This window comes from Acinetobacter sp. ANC_7588, from assembly GCF_056783995.1.
On record NZ_JBWYIU010000005.1, the window covers coordinates 42885 to 63357 of the forward strand.

The 20473-nt window shown below is 37.2% G+C and carries 18 protein-coding genes and 1 tRNA gene; 6 read left to right on the forward strand and 13 right to left on the reverse strand.

The features are described 5' to 3' along the window. Window positions 1-132 precede the first annotated feature (132 nt). The 4 genes from AC1M9J_RS06430 to uvrB all read right to left on the reverse strand — a co-directional run bounded on the left by AC1M9J_RS06430 (window position 133) and on the right by uvrB (window position 5800). Window positions 133-1845 carry a hypothetical protein gene (locus tag AC1M9J_RS06430; RefSeq protein WP_481595981.1) on the reverse strand — a complete coding sequence of 571 codons (1713 nt, stop codon included), beginning with the start codon at window positions 1843-1845 and terminating at the stop codon, window positions 133-135. 157 nt (window positions 1846-2002) lie between these two features. Continuing rightward, complete coding sequence (rarD, locus tag AC1M9J_RS06435; protein ID WP_481607639.1) at window positions 2003-2947, reverse strand: EamA family transporter RarD; 945 nt, start codon at window positions 2945-2947, stop codon at window positions 2003-2005. Window positions 2948-3053: 106 nt separating this feature from the next. Then, complete coding sequence (locus tag AC1M9J_RS06440; RefSeq protein WP_035265500.1) at window positions 3054-3656, reverse strand: lipocalin family protein; 603 nt, start codon at window positions 3654-3656, stop codon at window positions 3054-3056. Between the two features lie 122 nt (window positions 3657-3778). Next, complete coding sequence (uvrB, locus tag AC1M9J_RS06445) at window positions 3779-5800, reverse strand: excinuclease ABC subunit UvrB (RefSeq protein WP_481952046.1); 2022 nt, start codon at window positions 5798-5800, stop codon at window positions 3779-3781. 190 nt (window positions 5801-5990) lie between these two features. Between uvrB and AC1M9J_RS06450 the strand changes: the two genes are divergently transcribed. The 4 genes from AC1M9J_RS06450 (at window position 5991) to AC1M9J_RS06465 (ending at window position 13012) form a co-directional block, all read left to right on the forward strand. Further along, on the forward strand, window positions 5991-6776 hold the full coding sequence (locus AC1M9J_RS06450) for an A1S_2505 family phage non-structural protein (protein WP_481597355.1): 786 nt from the start codon (window positions 5991-5993) through the stop codon (window positions 6774-6776). Window positions 6777-6852: 76 nt separating this feature from the next. Next, window positions 6853-8268, forward strand: coding sequence for a diguanylate cyclase (locus tag AC1M9J_RS06455; RefSeq protein ID WP_481952047.1), 1416 nt, complete (start codon window positions 6853-6855; stop codon window positions 8266-8268). A gap of 145 nt (window positions 8269-8413) precedes the next feature. Further along, window positions 8414-9856, forward strand: coding sequence for a sensor domain-containing diguanylate cyclase (locus AC1M9J_RS06460; RefSeq protein WP_481590307.1), 1443 nt, complete (start codon window positions 8414-8416; stop codon window positions 9854-9856). Between the two features lie 261 nt (window positions 9857-10117). Continuing rightward, entirely contained in the window at window positions 10118-13012 is a 2895-nt protein-coding gene (locus tag AC1M9J_RS06465; protein WP_481952048.1) for a calcium-binding protein, read from the forward strand. Between the two features lie 42 nt (window positions 13013-13054). Here AC1M9J_RS06465 and AC1M9J_RS06470 read toward each other — a convergent pair whose 3' ends face one another. Then, window positions 13055-13237: a hypothetical protein gene (locus AC1M9J_RS06470; protein ID WP_179997905.1), complete on the reverse strand. Its 183-nt coding sequence runs from the start codon at window positions 13235-13237 to the stop codon at window positions 13055-13057. Between the two features lie 215 nt (window positions 13238-13452). On the opposite strand from AC1M9J_RS06470, the gene AC1M9J_RS06475 reads away from it, so the two are divergent. Then, a complete protein-coding gene (locus tag AC1M9J_RS06475; RefSeq protein ID WP_035265512.1) occupies window positions 13453-14679 on the forward strand; it encodes a pyridoxal phosphate-dependent aminotransferase in 1227 nt (408 codons plus the stop codon). Between the two features lie 504 nt (window positions 14680-15183). On the opposite strand, the gene AC1M9J_RS06480 is transcribed toward AC1M9J_RS06475, so the two are convergent. Then, entirely contained in the window at window positions 15184-15627 is a 444-nt protein-coding gene (locus tag AC1M9J_RS06480) for a hypothetical protein (protein ID WP_481595975.1), read from the reverse strand. A 239-nt stretch (window positions 15628-15866) separates the two neighbouring features. On the opposite strand from AC1M9J_RS06480, the gene AC1M9J_RS06485 reads away from it, so the two are divergent. Further along, window positions 15867-15942 (forward strand) — tRNA-Asn (locus AC1M9J_RS06485). An 87-nt stretch (window positions 15943-16029) separates the two neighbouring features. Here AC1M9J_RS06485 and AC1M9J_RS06490 read toward each other — a convergent pair. Genes AC1M9J_RS06490 through AC1M9J_RS06520 form a run of 7 tightly spaced genes read right to left on the reverse strand, consistent with a single transcriptional unit; the run spans window position 16030 to window position 20449 of the window. After that, on the reverse strand, window positions 16030-16683 hold the full coding sequence (locus AC1M9J_RS06490; RefSeq protein WP_481591422.1) for a MiaE family protein: 654 nt from the start codon (window positions 16681-16683) through the stop codon (window positions 16030-16032). A gap of 14 nt (window positions 16684-16697) precedes the next feature. Further along, window positions 16698-17423 (reverse strand): pyridoxine 5'-phosphate synthase, encoded by a 726-nt coding sequence (pdxJ, locus tag AC1M9J_RS06495; RefSeq protein ID WP_481591421.1) that lies wholly within the window; start codon window positions 17421-17423, stop codon window positions 16698-16700. Between the two features lie 9 nt (window positions 17424-17432). Next, entirely contained in the window at window positions 17433-18146 is a 714-nt protein-coding gene (gene recO / locus AC1M9J_RS06500; RefSeq protein WP_481595974.1) for a DNA repair protein RecO, read from the reverse strand. A 12-nt stretch (window positions 18147-18158) separates the two neighbouring features. Further along, entirely contained in the window at window positions 18159-18350 is a 192-nt protein-coding gene (locus AC1M9J_RS06505; RefSeq protein WP_481595973.1) for an NF038104 family lipoprotein, read from the reverse strand. A gap of 26 nt (window positions 18351-18376) precedes the next feature. Beyond that, the gene (gene era / locus AC1M9J_RS06510) at window positions 18377-19405 is read right to left on the reverse strand and encodes a GTPase Era (protein WP_035267178.1); all 1029 of its coding nucleotides are present in this window, start codon (window positions 19403-19405) and stop codon (window positions 18377-18379) included. Continuing rightward, window positions 19402-20103 carry a ribonuclease III gene (rnc, locus tag AC1M9J_RS06515; RefSeq protein WP_035267179.1) on the reverse strand — a complete coding sequence of 234 codons (702 nt, stop codon included), beginning with the start codon at window positions 20101-20103 and terminating at the stop codon, window positions 19402-19404. Before rnc ends, era begins: the two co-directional genes overlap by 4 nt. Continuing rightward, a complete protein-coding gene (locus AC1M9J_RS06520; protein WP_035267180.1) occupies window positions 20075-20449 on the reverse strand; it encodes a DUF4845 domain-containing protein in 375 nt (124 codons plus the stop codon). The genes rnc and AC1M9J_RS06520 overlap by 29 nt, the downstream gene beginning before the upstream one ends. Window positions 20450-20473: the final 24 nt, after the last annotated feature.

Consider the following 20473-nt stretch of genomic DNA (forward strand, 5'->3'; position numbering starts at 1 on the left):
TTTTCTCTTTGTAAAAAATATATTTTAGCAATTGAATTACAATATAATTTTTTGGGTAAATGATTTCATTTAGATATCAAATACTGATCATTAAGCCTACAAATCCAATTTCGTCACTGAGTTACAGCCTGTTCAACTAAATACTGGTGAAGCCGAAATATCCTGACTCAACATCATATTTAAATCTTCTAAATTAAAATCTTCTAAGTTTTCTGGGAGTTTGACCAATACTGGAAGCTTAGTTAAACCATTTTGCCCCGAAGGGAATGCATAATGTCGTTCAAACTCACTTGTAGCTGAAAAACTTTCAAATTCAATAAATACACTATATTTTCGATAGTTTTTAGGCACACTTAAAATATCTAGATAAGCCTGCTTCTTGATTTTCACCATGGCCAATGAAGTTTGTTGAAGTTCTTTTTCTAGCTTTTCTCCAGCCACCATTCTTTTTAAAAATGAGCCTTGAACTTCAGCATAATCTCGTTTCAAACGCATCGTATGAGACAGCATTTCTCGGTAATCTTGAATATGTTGGCTTAAATCTTCTTGTAATGCATTTAACGGTTTCTTGGAGCGCTCATGCATGACTCCACGCTCATACATATTCAATGGTACAAATATTTCATCTTTACGCTTTTCAAGTAGTTTTAAATAGGCTAACAACTTGTATTCAAACAATTGGACTGAGGAATTAAAAAATAATGAAGGCTGTTGTTTAAAATCTTTATAATTCGCCAGAATATCTGAAAATATGCGATGCACACTTTTAAACAGATGCTCATATTCTTCAATATGTGATAAATGCTGTTCTAAAGCCACCACGAGAGGTTGTAGCAATTCGACAGTCAATGCTTGCTCAATCTTCCGTAAATGCTGTTTGGCTACAAAATCACTATTACTTCCAGCCATCCCTAAATTTTGTGTCAAAAGCGGTAATATCTTCTGTTCAGCAACATCTTCAAATTCTTGCACAATTTGAATGACATCTTTATGGACTTGATGCTGAATAGTAACCATCATCTGCACGTGTTCCATAAACTGTTTGATATACCCCTCTTCATTGTAACGGCGCATATCCAAAACCAACCCATTGAGATAAATTTGCTGGTTGTATTCCATTCGATCTTCAAATAAAAAACGACGGATCGAAAATGGATTTTGTTCAAACTGACTGGTTGGTGCGATGACGAATAGAAATTCAGAGGTTTTAACAATATCAAAGTGTCGAATGGACTGTTCTTTCAGCAACCATTGTGCAAAAAAAGGATGCTCCATGATCGATGAGCTTCTAGGTAGAAGGGGTTTAAACCAATACCCCAATAATTGTTGCTTAATAAATACCTCTATCATAAAGCTCTTAATCTGAGCTGAAGTTAACTGACGAGCTCCAACTGGTGTTTCAAGATTTAATTCACGAATTAACTTAGCAACATCTTGCAAAAAAACCCGACGCATTAACATTTTTTCGCGTTGTAATTTTAAATTGTCCTCAACAGCAATTAGGTCAATTTGATACAGCGCATTTTCTAAATAGTCTGCCACTTGTACGCAATCCGTCATCTCCTTCAACCATTGGATAGATTGACATAACTTTGCTGCAATGGAGCGCATTCTTTCACTAGAAAAACTATGCTTTAAAATTCCCAGCGACGTCGTGACTTTATATTCGAATGTGTTATTCACACGATTCCAAAATATATCTTTAGGTTTGAGAATTTGACGATCAATTTCTTCGCGAACGTCACTATCTGAATGTTGAAATATACGCTCTAAGAGTCTTTGCCAGTTTAAATCCAGACTAGGCTCCATCTGTAATAATGCTGCTCTTGTTTGGTACTGAATCATGATTGTTAAATTAGAATTATTATTGATTTAACAAATTTACCACATTTTTATGTTTTAGTTAATTGTGTCACAAATATTTTTAAAGAATAAGTAATTATTCTTATCATTCAGTCAAAAACTCTTATGTACAACTCATGCTTATGTAATGATATGAAACTTAGTGCTCATCTTTTTTGGCTAGACGCGATTGTAGTTTCTTATGTTGATATTGAAGTAACTTTTCAGTTCTTCTTTGACGATAGAGATAAATTGTACCTTCCAAAATAAGGAGCAATACAGCAAACCAAATTGGAATATAAGTCAACCATTCTCCTGCTTCCACGCGTTCACCCATTGCTATTGATGCTCCTGCCAACAAAATTGGCTCTAAATAACTCAATAACCCAAAAATCACAAATGGAAGATATCTGCTCGCCAAGATGTAACTTCCAAGCCCTAAGGCACTTAAGCAACCTAGACCTAGTACAGCTAAAATGAGATATTTAAACTCAATAATCAGGGGCAATGTGTTTGAATAAAAAAATGCTAGAAAAATAGCAACTGGAATCACCAGCAATAAATCCCACCAGAATCCACCTAAATGATCTGTTCCAAATTTTCTTCTTAAAAAAAAGTAGATCGGATAAGCCACAGCAACATACATGGTCTCCCATGCCACAGTACCGATGCGCCAGATTTCATGGCTGACACCAAGAATTGCAAAAAACACTGCTGCAATTTGCCACTTTGAGAGCTTTTCTTTGTAAAGAACGCAACCAAAGAGAACCATCACCAGAGGCAACAAAAAATATCCTAAAGAAACCTCAAGCCCCCGACCATTGATTGGTCCCCACAAAAATAACCAGAGTTGAGTTGTACACAAAAACGAACTGATCAAGAGCCAAATTAAAATAGATGGTTGTTTGCAAATTTTATTATAAATTTCTCGAACATATTTTAGATCACCCGACCACCACATAAACAGCGTTAAAAAAGGTAATGTTGCTAACATTCGCCAAGCAAAGGTCTGCTCACTGTCTAGTGGTCTTAAAAAATACGTATAAAAATATAGCACCCCAAATGTCACTGATGCCATAACTGACAATGCTATACCTTTTAACATATCTGAACCTAAATTTTACCAAACGATATTATAGCTATAATTCATATCAATAGATGTCGATGCATAAAAAAACCACGCTTTAGCGTGGTTCTCATCATTTTCAACATTATTTTGTTGAACCAGGTTGTTGACCCGTTTGCTTTGTACGTATCACATCACTTAAGTCATAACCAACAGATTTAGCATAATCAAGATACTCATTCACGACTGCTTGATCAGGATTATGCGTGCGAGAAAGTACCCACATATACTTACGTTTAGGCTCACCCACGAGTACAGTTTGATAATCCTCATCAAGTTTCAGCACCCAGTAGTCGCCACGACCAACTGGTAACCATCGAATAGCACTCGGCAAAAAACTGACTTTCAATTTTGTATTAAATGGCTGATTTTGTACAAATGCCTCACCCACTGACTGGGTAACTTTACCGTCAGCGGTAAAACAACGGTTATCAACAGTCACATTACCATTTTCATTTAATGTATATGTCGCAGTTACATCACGATCACACTTGTTTTGGAAATAAAGTGGCTTACGTGCTACTTCATACCAAACACCTAAGTATTTATCGAGTTCAACTTTTTCAACAGTATTGAGTGGCTTGTCCTGAGCATAAACCATCGTTGCTGCCCCTAAACCAACCAATAAGGCACCACCCAATACAATCTTGCTAACATTGAAACCAGCAGATGGGAGACTCTTGATCATCTAAATAACCCCTATTTATTGAATTTGTTTGTGAGTATTCATTTACTCTTCAACAATAACGGTTATTTTTCGGCTTAATGTTACGTTATGTGATGATTTTACAGTGTTTTTTGTAAATTAAATCACTGAATTAACTGTGCTTTTAAACGCACGATCTCATCACGGAAACGCGCTGCTTGCTCAAACTGAAGCTCTTTCGAAGCTTTGAGCATTTCCTTCTCTAATTTAGCCAAATGTTTTGCTAATAGTTTTGGATCGGAAACTATATGGCGCTCATCCGCACTTAATGCACGTGCTTGTCCCGATACACTCTCATCAATTGACTCATCATCATACTCTTCACCAGTATCAATTTCTTTGATGACTTGGCGGACTGCTGAACGCGGAGTGATGCCATGTTCTAAGTTAAAATTAATTTGTTTGGTACGGCGACGCTCCGTTTCATCAATTGCTTTTTGCATTGAATCCGTAATCCGATCTGCATATAAAATAGCCTTTCCTTCAACATTTCGAGCAGCACGACCAATGGTTTGGATAAGTGAACGTTCTGAGCGTAAAAAGCCTTCTTTGTCGGCATCTAAAATTGCGACTAAAGATACCTCAGGCATGTCTAAACCTTCACGGAGTAAGTTAATTCCAATCAATGCATCGTAGACACCTGTTCGTAATTCATGAATGATCTTCACACGTTCAACAGTATCGATATCAGAGTGCAGATAAGCCACTTTGATCCCGTACTCTTTTAAATATGACGTCAAATCTTCAGCCATGCGTTTGGTTAACGTTGTGACCAAGACACGTTCATTTTTATCTTTACGTTGATTAATCTCCGAAAGGACATCGTCCACCTGAGTCAATACTGGACGAATCTCAATAACGGGGTCAATCAAACCTGTTGGACGCACCACCTGCTCGGCAATTTGTTCTGATTTTTCTAATTCATAATTGGCAGGCGTCGCACTGACATAAATTGTAGTAGGAATAATACGTTCCCACTCTTCAAACTTCATTGGTCGATTATCCAATGCACTTGGCAAGCGGAAACCATAATTCACTAGATTTTCTTTACGTGATCGATCTCCTTTATACATCGCACCAATTTGAGGAACCGTAACATGCGATTCATCAATAATAAGTAATGCATCCTCAGGCAGGTAGTCGAAAAGCGTTGGCGGGGCCTCTCCAGCTAGTCGACCTGATAAATGTCTCGAGTAATTCTCAATACCATTGGTATAACCAAGCTGTTGCATCATCTCAAGGTCATATCGAGTACGCTGTTCGATACGTTGAGCTTCAAGCAATTTATCTTCAGCTCTGAAATATCCCAAGCGCTCTTTGAGTTCTTCACGAATCGTTTCGATGGCACGCTGTAAGTTATCTTTAGGCGTCACATAGTGACTTTTTGGATAAATCGTGATTCGTGGGACTTTACGAATCATTTTTCCAGTCAAAGGATCAAACCAGCGGATCGAATCCACTTCATCATCAAATAGCTCAATCCGCACTGCATTTTGTTCTGACTCTGCGGGGAAAATATCAAGAATTTCTCCACGAATTCGATAAGTACCTCGTAAAAATTCGAGTTCATTACGCGTATATTGCATTTCTACCAATCGACGAATCAACTCATCACGGCTGACTCGATCACCTGTCACAATATGTAGGAGCATATTCATATATGCATTAGGATCACCTAAACCATAAATGGCGGATACCGAAGCAACGATAATAGCATCCTTACGCTCAAGCAAAGCACGCGTTGCAGACAACCGCATCTGATCGATGTGATCATTAATAGCAGAATCCTTTTCAATAAAAGTATCAGATGACGGTACGTATGCTTCTGGCTGATAGTAATCGTAATAACTTACAAAATACTCAACAGCATTATGTGGAAAAAATGCTTTAAATTCTCCATAGAGTTGAGCCGCAAGGGTTTTGTTATGTGCCATTACAATAGTAGGACGTTGTAATTGCATAATCACATTCGCCATCGTATAGGTCTTACCAGAGCCTGTTACCCCTAGTAGCAATTGATCCTTAAAACCTTGTTGTACTCCTTTAACAAGTTTCTCAATCGCTTGAGGTTGATCTCCTGCAGGCTCGTAATTAGTTACTAATTCAAATGGACGACTGTCACTCACTCGATAATTCTCGCTATACAGATGATGAAAATATGCAATAACACTGGTAATGCATGGCTTGCTTGCTCAAATCTTTATGATTTACTCATCTGATGATGAGGGTGAAAACCATAAATTCAATCAATTTTACTTGACCCTTACAGCAATCAATTGCACCATGAACTTAAATTACATGTTGATGTAAAAAACTATGACTTACCAATATCACGATGAAACGATTATCAACAGTTTAAATGAAGATACAGTATTTGTATTTGGTAGTAATTTAGCAGGCACGCATGCAGGTGGTGCTGCAAAAATTGCACTTCAACATTTCGGTGCGATTAAAGGTGCTGGTCGCGGCTGGGCTGGACAGAGCTATGCAATACCTACCATGAATGAGCATTTGCAACAAATGCCTCTATCCCAGATTGAACACTACATCAATGATTTTAAGATCTATACAAAAAACCACCCCAAGATTAAGTATTTTATTACAGCCGTTGGTTGTGGTGTAGCAGGTTACAAAGTTGCTGAAATAGCCCCCATGTTCAAAGGTATATCAAAAAATGTGATTTTTCCGATTTCGTTTAAACCTTTCGTTGAACGAACCTTTCCTAAATTAAGCCAACCTTTATTACATGCCATTTTTTCTTCTGAACTACTGTTCGCGGATTCTTTAGAAACGGCATTTGAGCAACTTAATTTAAATGAATCTGAAAAGAAACTAGCCAATATTTTGATCGAAACGCCGATGTTCCCCGTGGACAGTAATGGACGTGAACGCATATTTGAAATCGAAGATATCCTCTATCATCTAAAAGATCAAACCTTCCAATATGAACCTAAGTCCGATCGTGCATTCATGATGGGTGGTGTGGTATTGGCTTTACTTGAACTCTACCAAATTAATGAACAAGATTTTGTTGATGTTTGGCAAGGGCTTAAGTCAATTTCTGCGCCAAAACCTGAGCATCGAGCAAAAAAATCAGTTTAATAAGATGTTGATTTTATAAGATTCATTCACTTATATTGTATAAATGAATGAATTTTAAACACCAAGGCTCGCATCTATGGATCATTTAGATCTGACCATCTTTGATTTATCTCCAATTGCGATGTGGCTACAAGACTTCAGCGGTGTTAAACAAATTTTCGAACAATGGACTGCTGAAGGTATTGAAGATATTGAAGCATATTTGATGGAGGATCACAGTCGTCTCCACCTTTGCTTGAGTACGATTCATACCTTACGTGTTAACCAAAGTACGCTTAAACTGTATGAAGCAAAAAACTTAGAAGAAATTTTAGAAAGTTTTCAGAAGTTCCTTCATCCTGAAGTCAGCACTTTCCAAATCCAATTTTTCGTATCACTTTGGAAGAATACTGAACATCATATTCCAGTGATCAATTATACGACCAATGGAAAGCGTTTAGATGTTCAATTACGCGGTATGAAATTAAAAGGTTATGAGGATAATTGGAAATGCCTACTCATGACCACCGAAGACATTTCCCAATATCAAAAAGCACGTCATTTTGCCGAATCCTTATTTACTTATAATCCAACAGCACTATGGATCATGGATTTTAGCCAAATTAAAAAAAGATTTGAGCTGCTCCGTATGCAAAACATTGAAAATTTAGATCAACACATTCATCAACATCCAGAATTTGTTGTGGAATGCTTCGAGCAAATACAATTCATTGATGTTAATGAAGCAGCGCTCAAACTTTTTGCTGTGAAAGATAAATCTCAATTTTTACATCATTCTCATGATTTATTTGATATTAAACGTTTGGAAAATTTTAAAAGTCAGCTACTTCAATTGTGGAATCATGAAGAATATCAACAGCGTGAAAGTAGTTTCTACAACGCGAATGGAGAACAAATCTTCGTTTTAGAACAGTTAAATATTTTTCCACATAATTTAGATGATTGGGCGGTGATACAAGTCGCCCTTACAGATATCACTGAGCGAAAAAAATTAGAAAATCACTTACATTATTTGGGTCAACATGACATTTTAACTGATTTACATAACAGAACTTATTTTAACGAAGAAATTGAACGGATTGAGCAACTTGATCTCTATCCAGTGTCTTGTATTTACATTGACATGAACGGTTTAAAAATCATTAATGATCAGTTCGGACATGATGTCGGTGATCAGTATCTAAAAAACTTTGCCGAAATTCTTCAATTTGTCACCCACAAAAAAGATTTTTCAATTTCTAGAATAGGTGGCGATGAATTTGTATTATTGATGCCTCATGCCGATGGTGAGCAAGTTAAAATCCTTGTTCATGATCTTGAAACTCAAATACATCAACATAATCTAGATCACCCTCATCTTTCTATCAGCGTTTCACTCGGACATGCCACAAGACTTAAAGGCGAAACCTTAGAAGATATGTTACGCCGTGCAGATAAATGCATGTATATTAACAAGCATGATTTTTATCAAAATAAAAATCTAACGAATTGAGCATAGGATTTAGCTCAACGTTAGCTTAGCTTAAAAAAGTGTCTTAAATCACGCAAATAATAAAAAATTTGAATTTTATATCAAAATAATTTAGTGCTATATTATCCACAATTTATTGTTTTAAAAGAAAAGTTCAAGGATAGTTATGGAGATACTTGATTCATCAATTTTTGATTTATCTCCTATCCCAATGTGGTTGGAAGATTTTAGTGCCATTCAAACCATCTTTAACCAATGGCGTAGTGATGGGGTTACTGATTTAGCTTTACATCTGCAGCAAAATCCAGATCTTGTGACTTTATGCGCACATCAAATTAAGATTGTTAAAGTAAATCAAAAAACACTCGATCTTTTTGAAGCACAAAGCCTTAAACATCTCACCCAAAATTTAAGCACCATTTTCCAACATCAAATGTTTGATGCACATGTAGCGGAATTAGTTGCACTTTGGAAGGGTGAATTAGAGTTTACAAGTACAACCACTAATTTCACCTTGAGTGGTCAACCCTTAGACATAAAACTGCGAGCTGTCGTTTTACCTGGTTCAGAACAAAGTTTAGACCGTATTTTGCTTACTACAGAAGATATTAGTGGTTATATGCAAGCTCGGCGTTTAGAAGAAAAAAATCGTCGATTAGCTGAAGCAAGATTTAGTTATTCACCCACATCATTATGGGTTGAAGACTTTAGTCGCATTAAATTAAGACTCGATCATCTTAAATCAATTGGTATTGATGATTTCAGAACTTTTTTAGATGTGCATCAAGATTTCGTACAACAATGCATTGAAGACATTGTATTACTAGATGTCAATCAAGCAACATTGGATTTATTCAAGGCATCGACGAAATCTGATTTATTTCAAAATCTAAAAAAGGTTTTCTCAAAAGAAATGCATCAAACTTTTAAGGAACAATTAATCGAACTATGGAATGGGAAAATTCATCATAGTCGTGAAGCAATCAACTACGCTTTGGATGGTTCAATTCGTTATGTTTTACTTCAATTCACTGTGTTTCCAGGTTATGAAGAAGATTGGGGACTTGTACAACTTGCCCTAACGGACATTACAGCGCGAAAAAAAGCTGAGAGCTATTTAGAATATTTAGGTAAACACGACGTTTTAACCAAACTCAAAAATCGCTCGTTCTACACTGAAGAAATCCATCGATTAGAACGCGCACTTATTCGCCCAGTTTCTGCAATTTTTCTTGATATGAATGGCCTTAAACCGATTAATGATCACTTTGGTCATGATGCAGGTGATGAGATTTTACGCAGAATGGGTAATATCTTAAGTAGAACGATTCACAATACCAGTTATACAGCCTCTCGAATTGGAGGTGATGAATTTGTTATCTTGATGCAAGGTGCAAATGAAACTACCGTTCAGTCGACGATTTTGACCATTCAAGAATTATTGAATATCGATAATCAATATTATTCTAACCATATCATCAGTGCATCAATGGGATTTGCTACAAGCCTTGAGAATGAAACAATTGAGGATATGTTAAAGCGTGCAGATCAATCCATGTATGATCATAAGAGACAATACTACAAATATTTATCCAATAAAAATCAATAGTTTATAATATTTATATTTTTAGATCATACATTTTATTTGCTCTTGAAACACTAGTCATTGCACTGGTGTTTTTTTTTGAAAAAATCAATCTTATTCAGTTCTCATATAAGCTTTACTATATTTTTCATTAAATTATGACAAAAAATTCATGATCTTGTCTAACAAAAGCAATTGATTTTAAATTAATAAAATGTGATTCTCATCACACTTTAATCACAAACAATGATTAAAAACACTTTATTTTTATAAGAGACTATAACAATGGCTTTGTTCAATTATAAATCATTCGATTACTTACCTAACTTTAAATTAAGTTCAGTTCTCTCAATTCCAGCTCAACTCGTTGGTAATGGTCTAATCGCTGCCACCAATGCTGTGAATACTGTTCTTGATGTAGTTTCTCCTATTGGTTTAGCAGGTAATGCTTTACTTGGCAAACCCTTCGAATCAGTGCACGAACTTGGTGATAAAATTATTGATGCAGCTTCAGATGCAGTGAATTCTGTGGGTAAAGCACTTGGTGCAACCATCGAACCGAATGACACTCATCATAAAAATGAGTGGGAAGACAAAGAACTCAGCTTAGATAATATTTTAAGCCTTCCTGAGGATTTAATTGGAAACACCATTATCGGTGCAACCAATATTGCCAATGATATTCTTGATGCTGCTGCACCGATTGCTATTGCAGGAAATGCGCTTATCCCTGGTTTTGATGTTGTTCATAAAGCAGGTGATACGATTATTGATGCTGTCTCTGATGTGGCTCATGACATTGGCTCAGCGATTGGCGGGACAATTGAACCTAAAGATACTCATTATGATAATGAATGGTCTCAAGAGCTTCCATCAGCTACTGAAAACCTAAAATCAATTGTGAATACAGTTGCAAATCAAGTTGAAAATGCACTTGAACCTATTTTCGATTATGTTCCTGATTTCAAATTTAGCTCAGTACTTTCTATTCCAGCTCAGTTACTAGGTAATGGTTTAGTCACGACAGCAAATTTAGTCAATACAGTTTTAGATGTGGCTTCGCCTATTGGCCTAGCAGGTAATGCTCTACTTGGTAAACCATTTGAAGTTGTTCATGAGTTAGGTGACCGCATTATCGATGCAGCATCGAATTTACTCAGTGGTGCTGGTGAGGCCCTCGGCTCAAATGTAGAAGCAAAAGATACACACCACAAAAATGAATGGAAAGATGGCGAACTTAGCCTTGATTCGATTTTAAAAATTCCAAGTGAACTGATTGGTAATTTGATTATCGGCAAAGATGGCATCGTGAATGATTTATTAGATAGCGTTGCGCCATTGGTTAAAGTTGGTGATAAATTCATTCCTGGTTTCGAAGAAATTCATAAAGCCGGTGATGCAATCATTGATCAAATTTCAGACATTATCGTAAATATTGGTAAGGATATTGGTGCCACTCTTCCACCTTCAGACTCACATTTTGATCGAGAATGGGGGCAACCAAAACAACCAGATCAATCTAATCCATCAGATGACGGTCGTCCTAAATTCTACAAAATTGACAATCAATTAAGTTACCGTGTAAGTGAATCTGCATTTAAACAAGTTCAAGAACTATATAACAAGTTTATCTCAACTGGTTCTTTACAAGGTAAAAATTTCTGGCGCCCTATTTATACCGTGATCAAAGAAGATTTAGCATCAAATGATGCAGTTGATCAGGGTACTAAAAACTGGTTAAAAGTTGCTGAAGCTGTTGCAATAGCTGACCCTCAGAGCTTCCTTTATCAATATGTTCGCTTAGGAACAGGTAAATCACTCGCAGATAAAGGCATCTATATTACGGATGAACAATTCTGGCAAGCATCAAATGTATTGATCAAAACTTTAGCTGACAATTTCTTGAATGGCGTTAAAAATGCTGATGGCGAGACTGTTGTTCCAGCAGGATATTTACCAAGCTCTGATGGTAAGTTTGGATTGGTACTTATGGATGCAACGCAAGCTCTTGAAAACTTGGGTGGCGAGCTAGGTGATTGGACAGGTATCACACCATTAAGTATTCTTGATCACTATTTAGGTGTTGATACTTCACAATTGAATGGTGGTGATAGCCGTCCGTTTACTTGGTATTTAGAGCTATTGGGTGATGTAGTTAAAGCCAACTTAAAAGCTGGTGCGAGTATCTTTGATGTTGTGAATCAGATCGTGACTGAGGGCTTAAACTTCATTGGACAATTCATCAAAGGTGAAATATTTGATGATGGCTTCTCTTCACGTGATCAACTTGTAAATACATTGACTCAACTTGCTTACGCATATGCAGGTGATTTGGCTGGTTCTGTAGCAGTAGCGACAAACTTATTTAACCCTAACACCAACATTATTACCACTTACTCAGTTTTCGGACGTACCTTAAACGGTAAAGATGGTAATGACATCATTAAAGGCGGTGTCGGCAACGATACGCTTGTAGGTGGTAAAGGTGATGACTTGCTCTTTGGTGGTTGGGGCAATGACATTCTAAAAGGTGGTGAAGGCATCAATGTCCTCGTAGGTGGTCGTGGTGACGATACCTATTATGTACAATCAAAATATGACTTCGTACTTGAACACAACTATGAAGGTACAGACACCGTCATAAGTTCTGCAGATCAGTATCAATTAACTGAAAATGTTGAAAACCTTACGCTGATCAATCCAATCAAAGAACTATTGATTGCTGGATCAGAAATTCAACAAAGTGGTACGGGTAACCAATCTGACAACATTATCACAGGTAGCAAATTCGTAAATAACGAATTAAAAGGCCTCGCCGGAGATGACACCTTAATCGCAAATGGTGGTCTGATTAACATCTTAAATGGTGGTATTGGTAATGACAAATTGTATGGCGATCTTGGTAACGAGACATACTATTTTGATCAAGGCTTTGGAGTAGATACAATCTATGAAAAAGGTGGTCAAGATACCATTCAATTTGGTGCTGGTATCTCAATTGATGATTTACTCGTTCAAGACTCTGGGAATGATCGTATCATCAAACTTAAAGATTCTTCTGATCAAATCACTATTAAAGATTGGGCAAAAGGTGAAGCACATCAAGTTGAATCAATCGTATTTAAAGACGGTTCTACATTCAACTTACTGACTCTAGATCAAAGCTTAAGTTACGTGTAATTCTTTCCCGCAAAAAAATAGGTGCTTAAAGCACCTATTTTTTTATCTTTTACCCATTGAGCGACGTGTACCACGTGGCGGCATCCATGTGCGATCAGCATAGCGCTGAGGCTTTGGACGTAGATCTTCGATTTCTTCATCAGCTTGCTTTGCGTCATTCACTTGCTTGATAGGAAATGGAAGATTCACTACAGGCTTCTTTTTGGGAGAATTTTCCGAACTCATTTGAGACCACTCATTTCAATCTAACGCTATTGTACGGAAATTTGTTTTTTTATGCGACCCACGTTGTTTAATATGGATATGTATCATTGCATTAAAATTCGATGAATTTCGTGATTTTTTGCTAATTTGCCTAGATATTGGACGACTAAAACATTCAATTTAAGCTAAGATAGTGTGCTTTTTATTTTTTAATCCCTATAAGAAGGAATACTGCCGTGGACGTACGTCTCTCTGATCGTGTCAATGCCATCAAACCGTCCCCAACGCTTGCTGTGACCAATAAAGCTGCAGAACTTAAAGCTGCTGGTAAAAACGTTATTGGTTTAGGTGCAGGCGAACCGGATTTCGATACACCACAACACATCAAAGATGCAGCAATTGCAGCGATTAACAACGGTTTTACTAAATACACAGCAGTTGACGGTACGCCAGGTCTTAAAAAAGCAATTATCGCTAAATTAAAACGTGATAATAACCTTGATTATGCTGCTAACCAGATTCTCGTTTCTTGTGGCGGTAAGCAATCATTCTTTAACCTTGCGCTTGCATTGTTAAATAAAGGCGATGAAGTAATCATCCCTGCTCCATTCTGGGTAAGCTATCCAGATATGGTGATCATTGCAGAAGGTGTGCCAGTTATTGTTAAATGTGGTGAAGAACAACGTTTCAAAATCACACCAGCTCAATTAGAAGCTGCAATTACTGATAAGACTCGCCTAGTTGTTTTAAACAGCCCTTCTAACCCAACAGGTATGATTTATACCAAAGAAGAATTAGAAGCATTAGCTGAAGTTCTTCGTAAATATCCTGAAGTATATGTTGCTTCTGATGATATGTACGAACCAATTCGTTGGGACGACGAGTTTTATAACATTGCTACAGTTGCACCAGATCTTTACGATCGCGTAATCGTTCTCAACGGTGTATCTAAAGCATATGCAATGACAGGTTGGCGTATCGGCTATGCAGCAGGTCCTGCTAAATTAATCGGCGCAATGAAGAAAATTCAATCACAATCTACTTCTAACCCAACTTCAATTTCGCAAGTTGCGGCAGAAGCTGCATTGAATGGTCCTCAAGATGTACTTAAACCAATGATTGAAGCTTTCAAACGCCGTCATGATTTAGTTGTTAATGGCTTGAATGATATCAAAGGCATTACATGCTTACCTGCTGACGGTGCATTCTATGCTTATGCAAACATTCGTCCATTGATCCGTGCAAAAGGTTTAAAATCTTGCACAGAATTCTCTGCATGGTTATTGGAAGAAACTGGTGTTGCGGTTGTTCCTGGTGATGCATTCGGTTTAGGCGGTTATATGCGTATTTCATATGCAACAGCAGATGAAGTATTGGTTGATGCGCTTGCACGTATCAAAAAAGCAGCTGACTCAATCGAAGGCGTAGATGCAGCAATTGCTTCTATCGCAGCTGAAAAATAATCTGATAAATTAATCAGATCAAAAACCCGCGATTTTCGCGGGTTTTTTTTGCTTAAATCTAAACCCCTTCATGCACCTACATAACCCAATACTCAACATAAAACCTTTTGGTTAATACGATCGTTCACTGAATCGAACAAAGTGTGCTTTTAGGATTGGATAAACGTCGGAGGTTTTTTTAAAGCTATCCAAACATGATCCATCAGTGATCCAAATAGAATATTGAAAATATTGAAATTTAAACACTATTCATAGTATCGATAGCTCAATCTGAAACATCATATTTATCACTGAAAATCCCATTTATAGATATGCTTTGCACCATCATATAGAAGATAAAACCGATCTAAGCAACCACAATATAGGATTTAATTAATAAAAAAAACTTCTAGAAACACCAATTCACCCTACTAAATTAAAGATAAAATAACACAAGCTAAGTTTGACTATGTTTTAAAGAAACAATTTATTCAACAATTTCAGATTTGACTTGTGAAAATTTGCCTAAACTGCAAGCTGTTTATTAAACAAGTGCTTTGAAGGACGAGAACAACTTAAGCATTCAACATAATATTTGAGTGGTGACTTTAATAAAATCTCGCTCACCGCATTCGACTCATTTACCCAAGCAAACGATTTATTCGTGCCAAGAATGGCATTCCCTTTTATGGAGTAGATATAGAGTTTATTTAAGTTAGGTGTTAAGTCATTTGCTGCCAAATATTGTTCAAGCGTGCATGATTGATCGTAATCAACAGACCATTTTTCAGAAAACCACAGCTGTAATAGCTCACCCAAAACCAGATGATGTTTTTTAAAAGGAAATACATCAATTACCGCGCCCTCTACTTCAATGAAATAAGAACTAGGCGAATTTAAGATAGACAGGTAATTTTGTTTATAAAATTCAAGATTAGAAAAGATCTGAGAAATGGTAAGCGTATTCATTCGCTTTCTCCTATTTTAGCCATTTAGTGCTGGCAAGTTGGTATAAATCCACACTGCTTAAAACTCTGTTTCAAGCGCTCTGTTGTTAAATAAATCTAACAAGCTCATTCTAAATTGGCAAGTAAATTTAAAAAAAACATTTTATTTGAGCAAATAAACAACATGCGGCTCAAAAGTGACAATTGTATGGCAATTTACACTTGACCCAATCTTAAATCCCCTTATAATCGCATTCAGATTCTCCAATAGCTCAGTCGGTAGAGCGACGGACTGTTAATCCGCAGGTCCCTGGTTCGAGCCCAGGTTGGAGAGCCAAATACTAAAAAGCCCAAGCATTTAAGACTTGGGCTTTTTTTTATGCCAAAAAAATCCCCCATTTGGGAGGATTTTCTCAACCATATTTTAAGCTGCTTTTACTGGAACTCCACTGTGAAAACGGAAGGTTTCATCAGGTGTTAAGATGAGTTGCTTTTCAACTTCACGAATGTGCTCTATACGACTTTGAATATCCTCCTCAGGATCTTTCAATTTCGCAGTCTTAGCCACATCTAGAGCTAGAGCCAAATAATCCTCGTAATGGCGTGATTCAGATTTTAGTAAGTAGCGATAATAGCGCCCTAATTCCTCATCGACTCTAGGCGCTAATGCATAAAAACGTTCACATGAGCGTGCTTCCACAAACGCACCAATAATTAAAACATCAATCAACGCTTCTGGTTCATACGTTCGAATTTCTTTGCGTAAGCCACCCGCATAACGCCCAGCACTTAAACCAACCCATTGCTGCCCGCGCTTATTCATAAACTCTAAAACCTGCTCATAATGCAGCATTTCCTCACGCACTAATTGAGCGAGCTTGACTTGTAAATCTACAAAAAAGCTGTATCTAAACATGAGATTCATGGCTGTACTGGCTGCTTTCTTTTCACAGTTTGCATGATCTTGCATCAAAATATCAAGATTATTTACAGCCTCATCTAACCAAGCTTGTGGAGTTTCACAACCAAGGAAGCCTATGACAGGCTTCATTAATTCATCATAATCAATATTTGACATAGTACTCATCAATCTTATCGTGCAGCTTTAATTGCTACTTTCATATCTTGAACTGCTTGCGTAAGTCCTTTAAAAACAGCATCGGCAATCAGAGCATGTCCAATATTCAATTCGTGTATTTGAGGAATTGCTGCAATAGGAGCAACATTGTCAAGATTGAGTCCATGTCCAGCATTTACAACTAAGCCTTTAGCAGCAGCGTATTCTGCTCCACGGATAATACGTTGTAACTCTACCTGCTGTGCTTCTTCTGTTTCAGCATCTGCATAAGCACCTGTATGAATCTCAATAGTTGGCGCACCACAGGCAATTGCAGCATCAATTTGTTCAATATCAGCATCGATAAATAACGATACATCACATCCAATCGCTGCTAATTCCTGTGTAGCAGACTTAACAGCCTCAAAATTACCAACAACATCTAAGCCACCTTCGGTCGTGACTTCTTGACGCTTTTCAGGCACAAAACACACGTGATGCGGCTTTATTTCTTTAGCAAATGCCACCATCTCATCTGTCACTGCCATTTCAAGGTTCATGCGTGTTTTAAGTACAGGGCGCATGCGACGGACATCATCATCATGAATATGACGACGATCCTCACGTAAATGTAATGTAATGCCTTCAGCCCCTGCCTCTTCACAAATTAGTGCTGCCTGTACTGGATCCGGGTAGCGTGTGCCTCGAGCCTGTCTTAGAGTTGCAACATGATCAATGTTCACACCAAGCAATGCAGCCATAACATTTTCCTAATTTGATTTTGATTGAGCGTTTTGAATCCACAATTGACGACTTTTTAGTGGGCGATCACCCAATAATGAAGTAATCATTTGACGATATAATTTATTCAGTAATTGTAACTGTTCAGCATTGAAATCTGTACCATTTTCATAATTTAACATGCTTCGAATTTGCTCACCTGTCAGTGTAGCGGCACTTGAATACTGAACTGGTATGAAGCCTTCGTTTAATTGAAATTGATATTTTTGTGAAGTTAAAATTTCATTTTGGTGTGCGTCTATCGAGTAATCAATCGCATAACCAAGCTCTTCTAGAAGTACGTATTCAAATTGACGAAGAATTTGCTTCAAGAATTCGTTAGGATTTGAATGTTGAGCTAATTTTTGTAAACTTTCTAATGTCTTGTGGTACTGTGCAAAAGTATCTGGCATTGCCTCTTCTAATGGGCATAATCTCAATAAGATTTCATTTAAATAAAATCCTGAAAAGAATGCATCACCATGAAAAAAAATGGGATGATTAACAATTTCTAATTTTGTGAAATTTTTTAATTCAGACTTTCCTGTCGCTTGAAGTGCGATAGGCTGATACTGCGGTGGTGGAGGTTGTCTTAGTATGCCGTCAACTCGTCCATACTCTTCAGTGAATAAATGGACAATATGACTCCGCTCTCGATACTTTCGATGATGGATTAAGTATCCATGCAAAAGTTCATTTCGCATCGACTAATCTTATTATTTATCTTTCTTTAGTTCTTCTTCTTCATCATCATTACCATCGGGAATAACGGCCCCAACTACTGCTGCAGTACCTTTGACGACTCCTTTGGTGGTTTTATACGCAACTTTTACAGGAACTGTGACAACTTTATGAATGCAACCTTGTAAAACCAAAGCACATACAATTATCGCAACCATCTTCATCATCATCAGCTCCTATAACCGTTTAATCCTTAGATATCACTATACCCTAGGCTTTTTAATGCACGCTCATCATCAGACCAACCGCCTTTGACTTTAACCCAAAGGGTGAGCATGATCTTTTCTTCGAACATTTTTTCCATATCAGCACGTGCATCCATACCAATTTTTTTCAACTTTGATCCTTTTTCACCGATGACAATCGCTTTTTGCCCAGGGCGATCAACAAAAATCGTAGCATCAATATAGGTACAAGCAGGCTTCATACGACCAGTTTTCTCATTTAAAGTCGCTTCTTCTGTTTTAAACGATTCAATTTGAACCGTTAAATCATATGGAAGCTCTTCACCCAGTTGACGCATGATTTTTTCACGAATAATTTCAGAAGCTAAGAAGCGTTCAGAACGATCTGTGAGTTGATCTAGTGCATACAATGGTGGTTGAAACGGTAAGTATTTTTCGATCGTATCTCGAAGATGATCAAGGTTAGCGCCACGCAATGCCGATACCGGAACGATCTCAGCAAAATTCATTAATTTAGTACGTTCTTGAATTAGTGGTAATGCCTGATTTTTATTCTCAAATGTGTCCAATTTATTAATGACCAAGATGACAGGCATTTCGGCATTTTTGAGCTTCTCAAGGACTAATTCATCATTTTGAGTCCATTTGTCAGCGTCTACAACAAATAGTACAAGATTTACATCACGCAAGGCTGAATGAGCTGCACGATTCATCATTTTATTGATAGCACGGACTTCTTTCTTATGCATTCCAGGGGTGTCAACAAATACTGCCTGAGATTTCTCACGCGTATCAATACCCACAATCTTGTGTCGAGTTGTTTGAGGCTTACGAGACGTAATCGAAAGCTTCTGACCCAAAATATGGTTCATTAATGTAGATTTACCTACATTCGGACGACCTACAATTGCTACAAAGCCACTTTTGTAGTCTGAGGGAATTGTAGTACCTTGAGAACTAAAAAATTGATTGATTAAATCATTGCCGCTGTCTTGCGACTCGTGATCAGCATCGATGTGATCGGAATGAGTAGTCATGAAGACTTTTGCTCCAAAAATTTTAAAATTTCCGCCGCTACTGCTTGCTCAGCAAAACGACGACTTGAACCCTCACCCATACATTTTGGCAAGCCTTCAACCATACACTCCACTTTAAAATGTTGGTTTGGTGCATCACCCTGAATATCAACAACCTCATACACTGGGAGAGGTTTTTTACGAGCTTGAAGATACTCTTGTAAACGGGACTTAGGATCTTTCAATTGATCTGTTGGTTCAATATGATCTAAATAAGGTTCATACCATTTCAACACAATTGATTCTAACAACTTTAAATCTTGGCTATCAGTATAGATTGCACCAATAATCGCTTCGACTGTGTCAGCGAGTATCGACTCTCTATGATGACCACCAGATTTTAATTCACCAGTACTGAGTATTAAACTCTGACTAAGTTTCAAATCTGTTGCAATTTTGCCTAACGCTTCTTGTCGAACCAAAGTAGCTCGCATACGCGTCAGACGACCTTCGTTTTCATGTGGATAAGCATGATAAAGGTAATTGGCAATAATCATTCCTAACAATGAATCGCCTAGAAACTCTAGGCGTTCATAGTTATGTTTATGGCTAACCGATCGGTGTGTCAATGCAAGTTGAAGTAATTCAATTTTCTTAAACTGATAACCGATGCGACTCAGTAAGCGAGAATCACTTACTTTGAACTGACCTTTGATCAAAACTTTTCTCGAATGTGAGGACTAAATCAATATTAAATAAGAATGGCTTTCTTACTTCATATTTCTTTGTCACTTGTAAACCTTGTTTAGATTTGACAGTCGCAATATCTTTAAACTCAATGTCACGGATATTGTTCATGCTAAATTTCTGCCCCATTGTTGAAGCAAACTGTTGTGGTGTTGTCGCCTTTGAGCTGATTGCAACTTGCTCTTCAATCAATTGATTGATTAGTCGGTCATCCCAATAAGGCTGCCACAATGCTACGAGCACTTTAAGTCCAAATGCCGCAACAATTACCCCTAATAAAATCGCTGTATACGATGCACCACGTTGAGTGTTACGCATTTTTTATTATCCATATATTTGAAG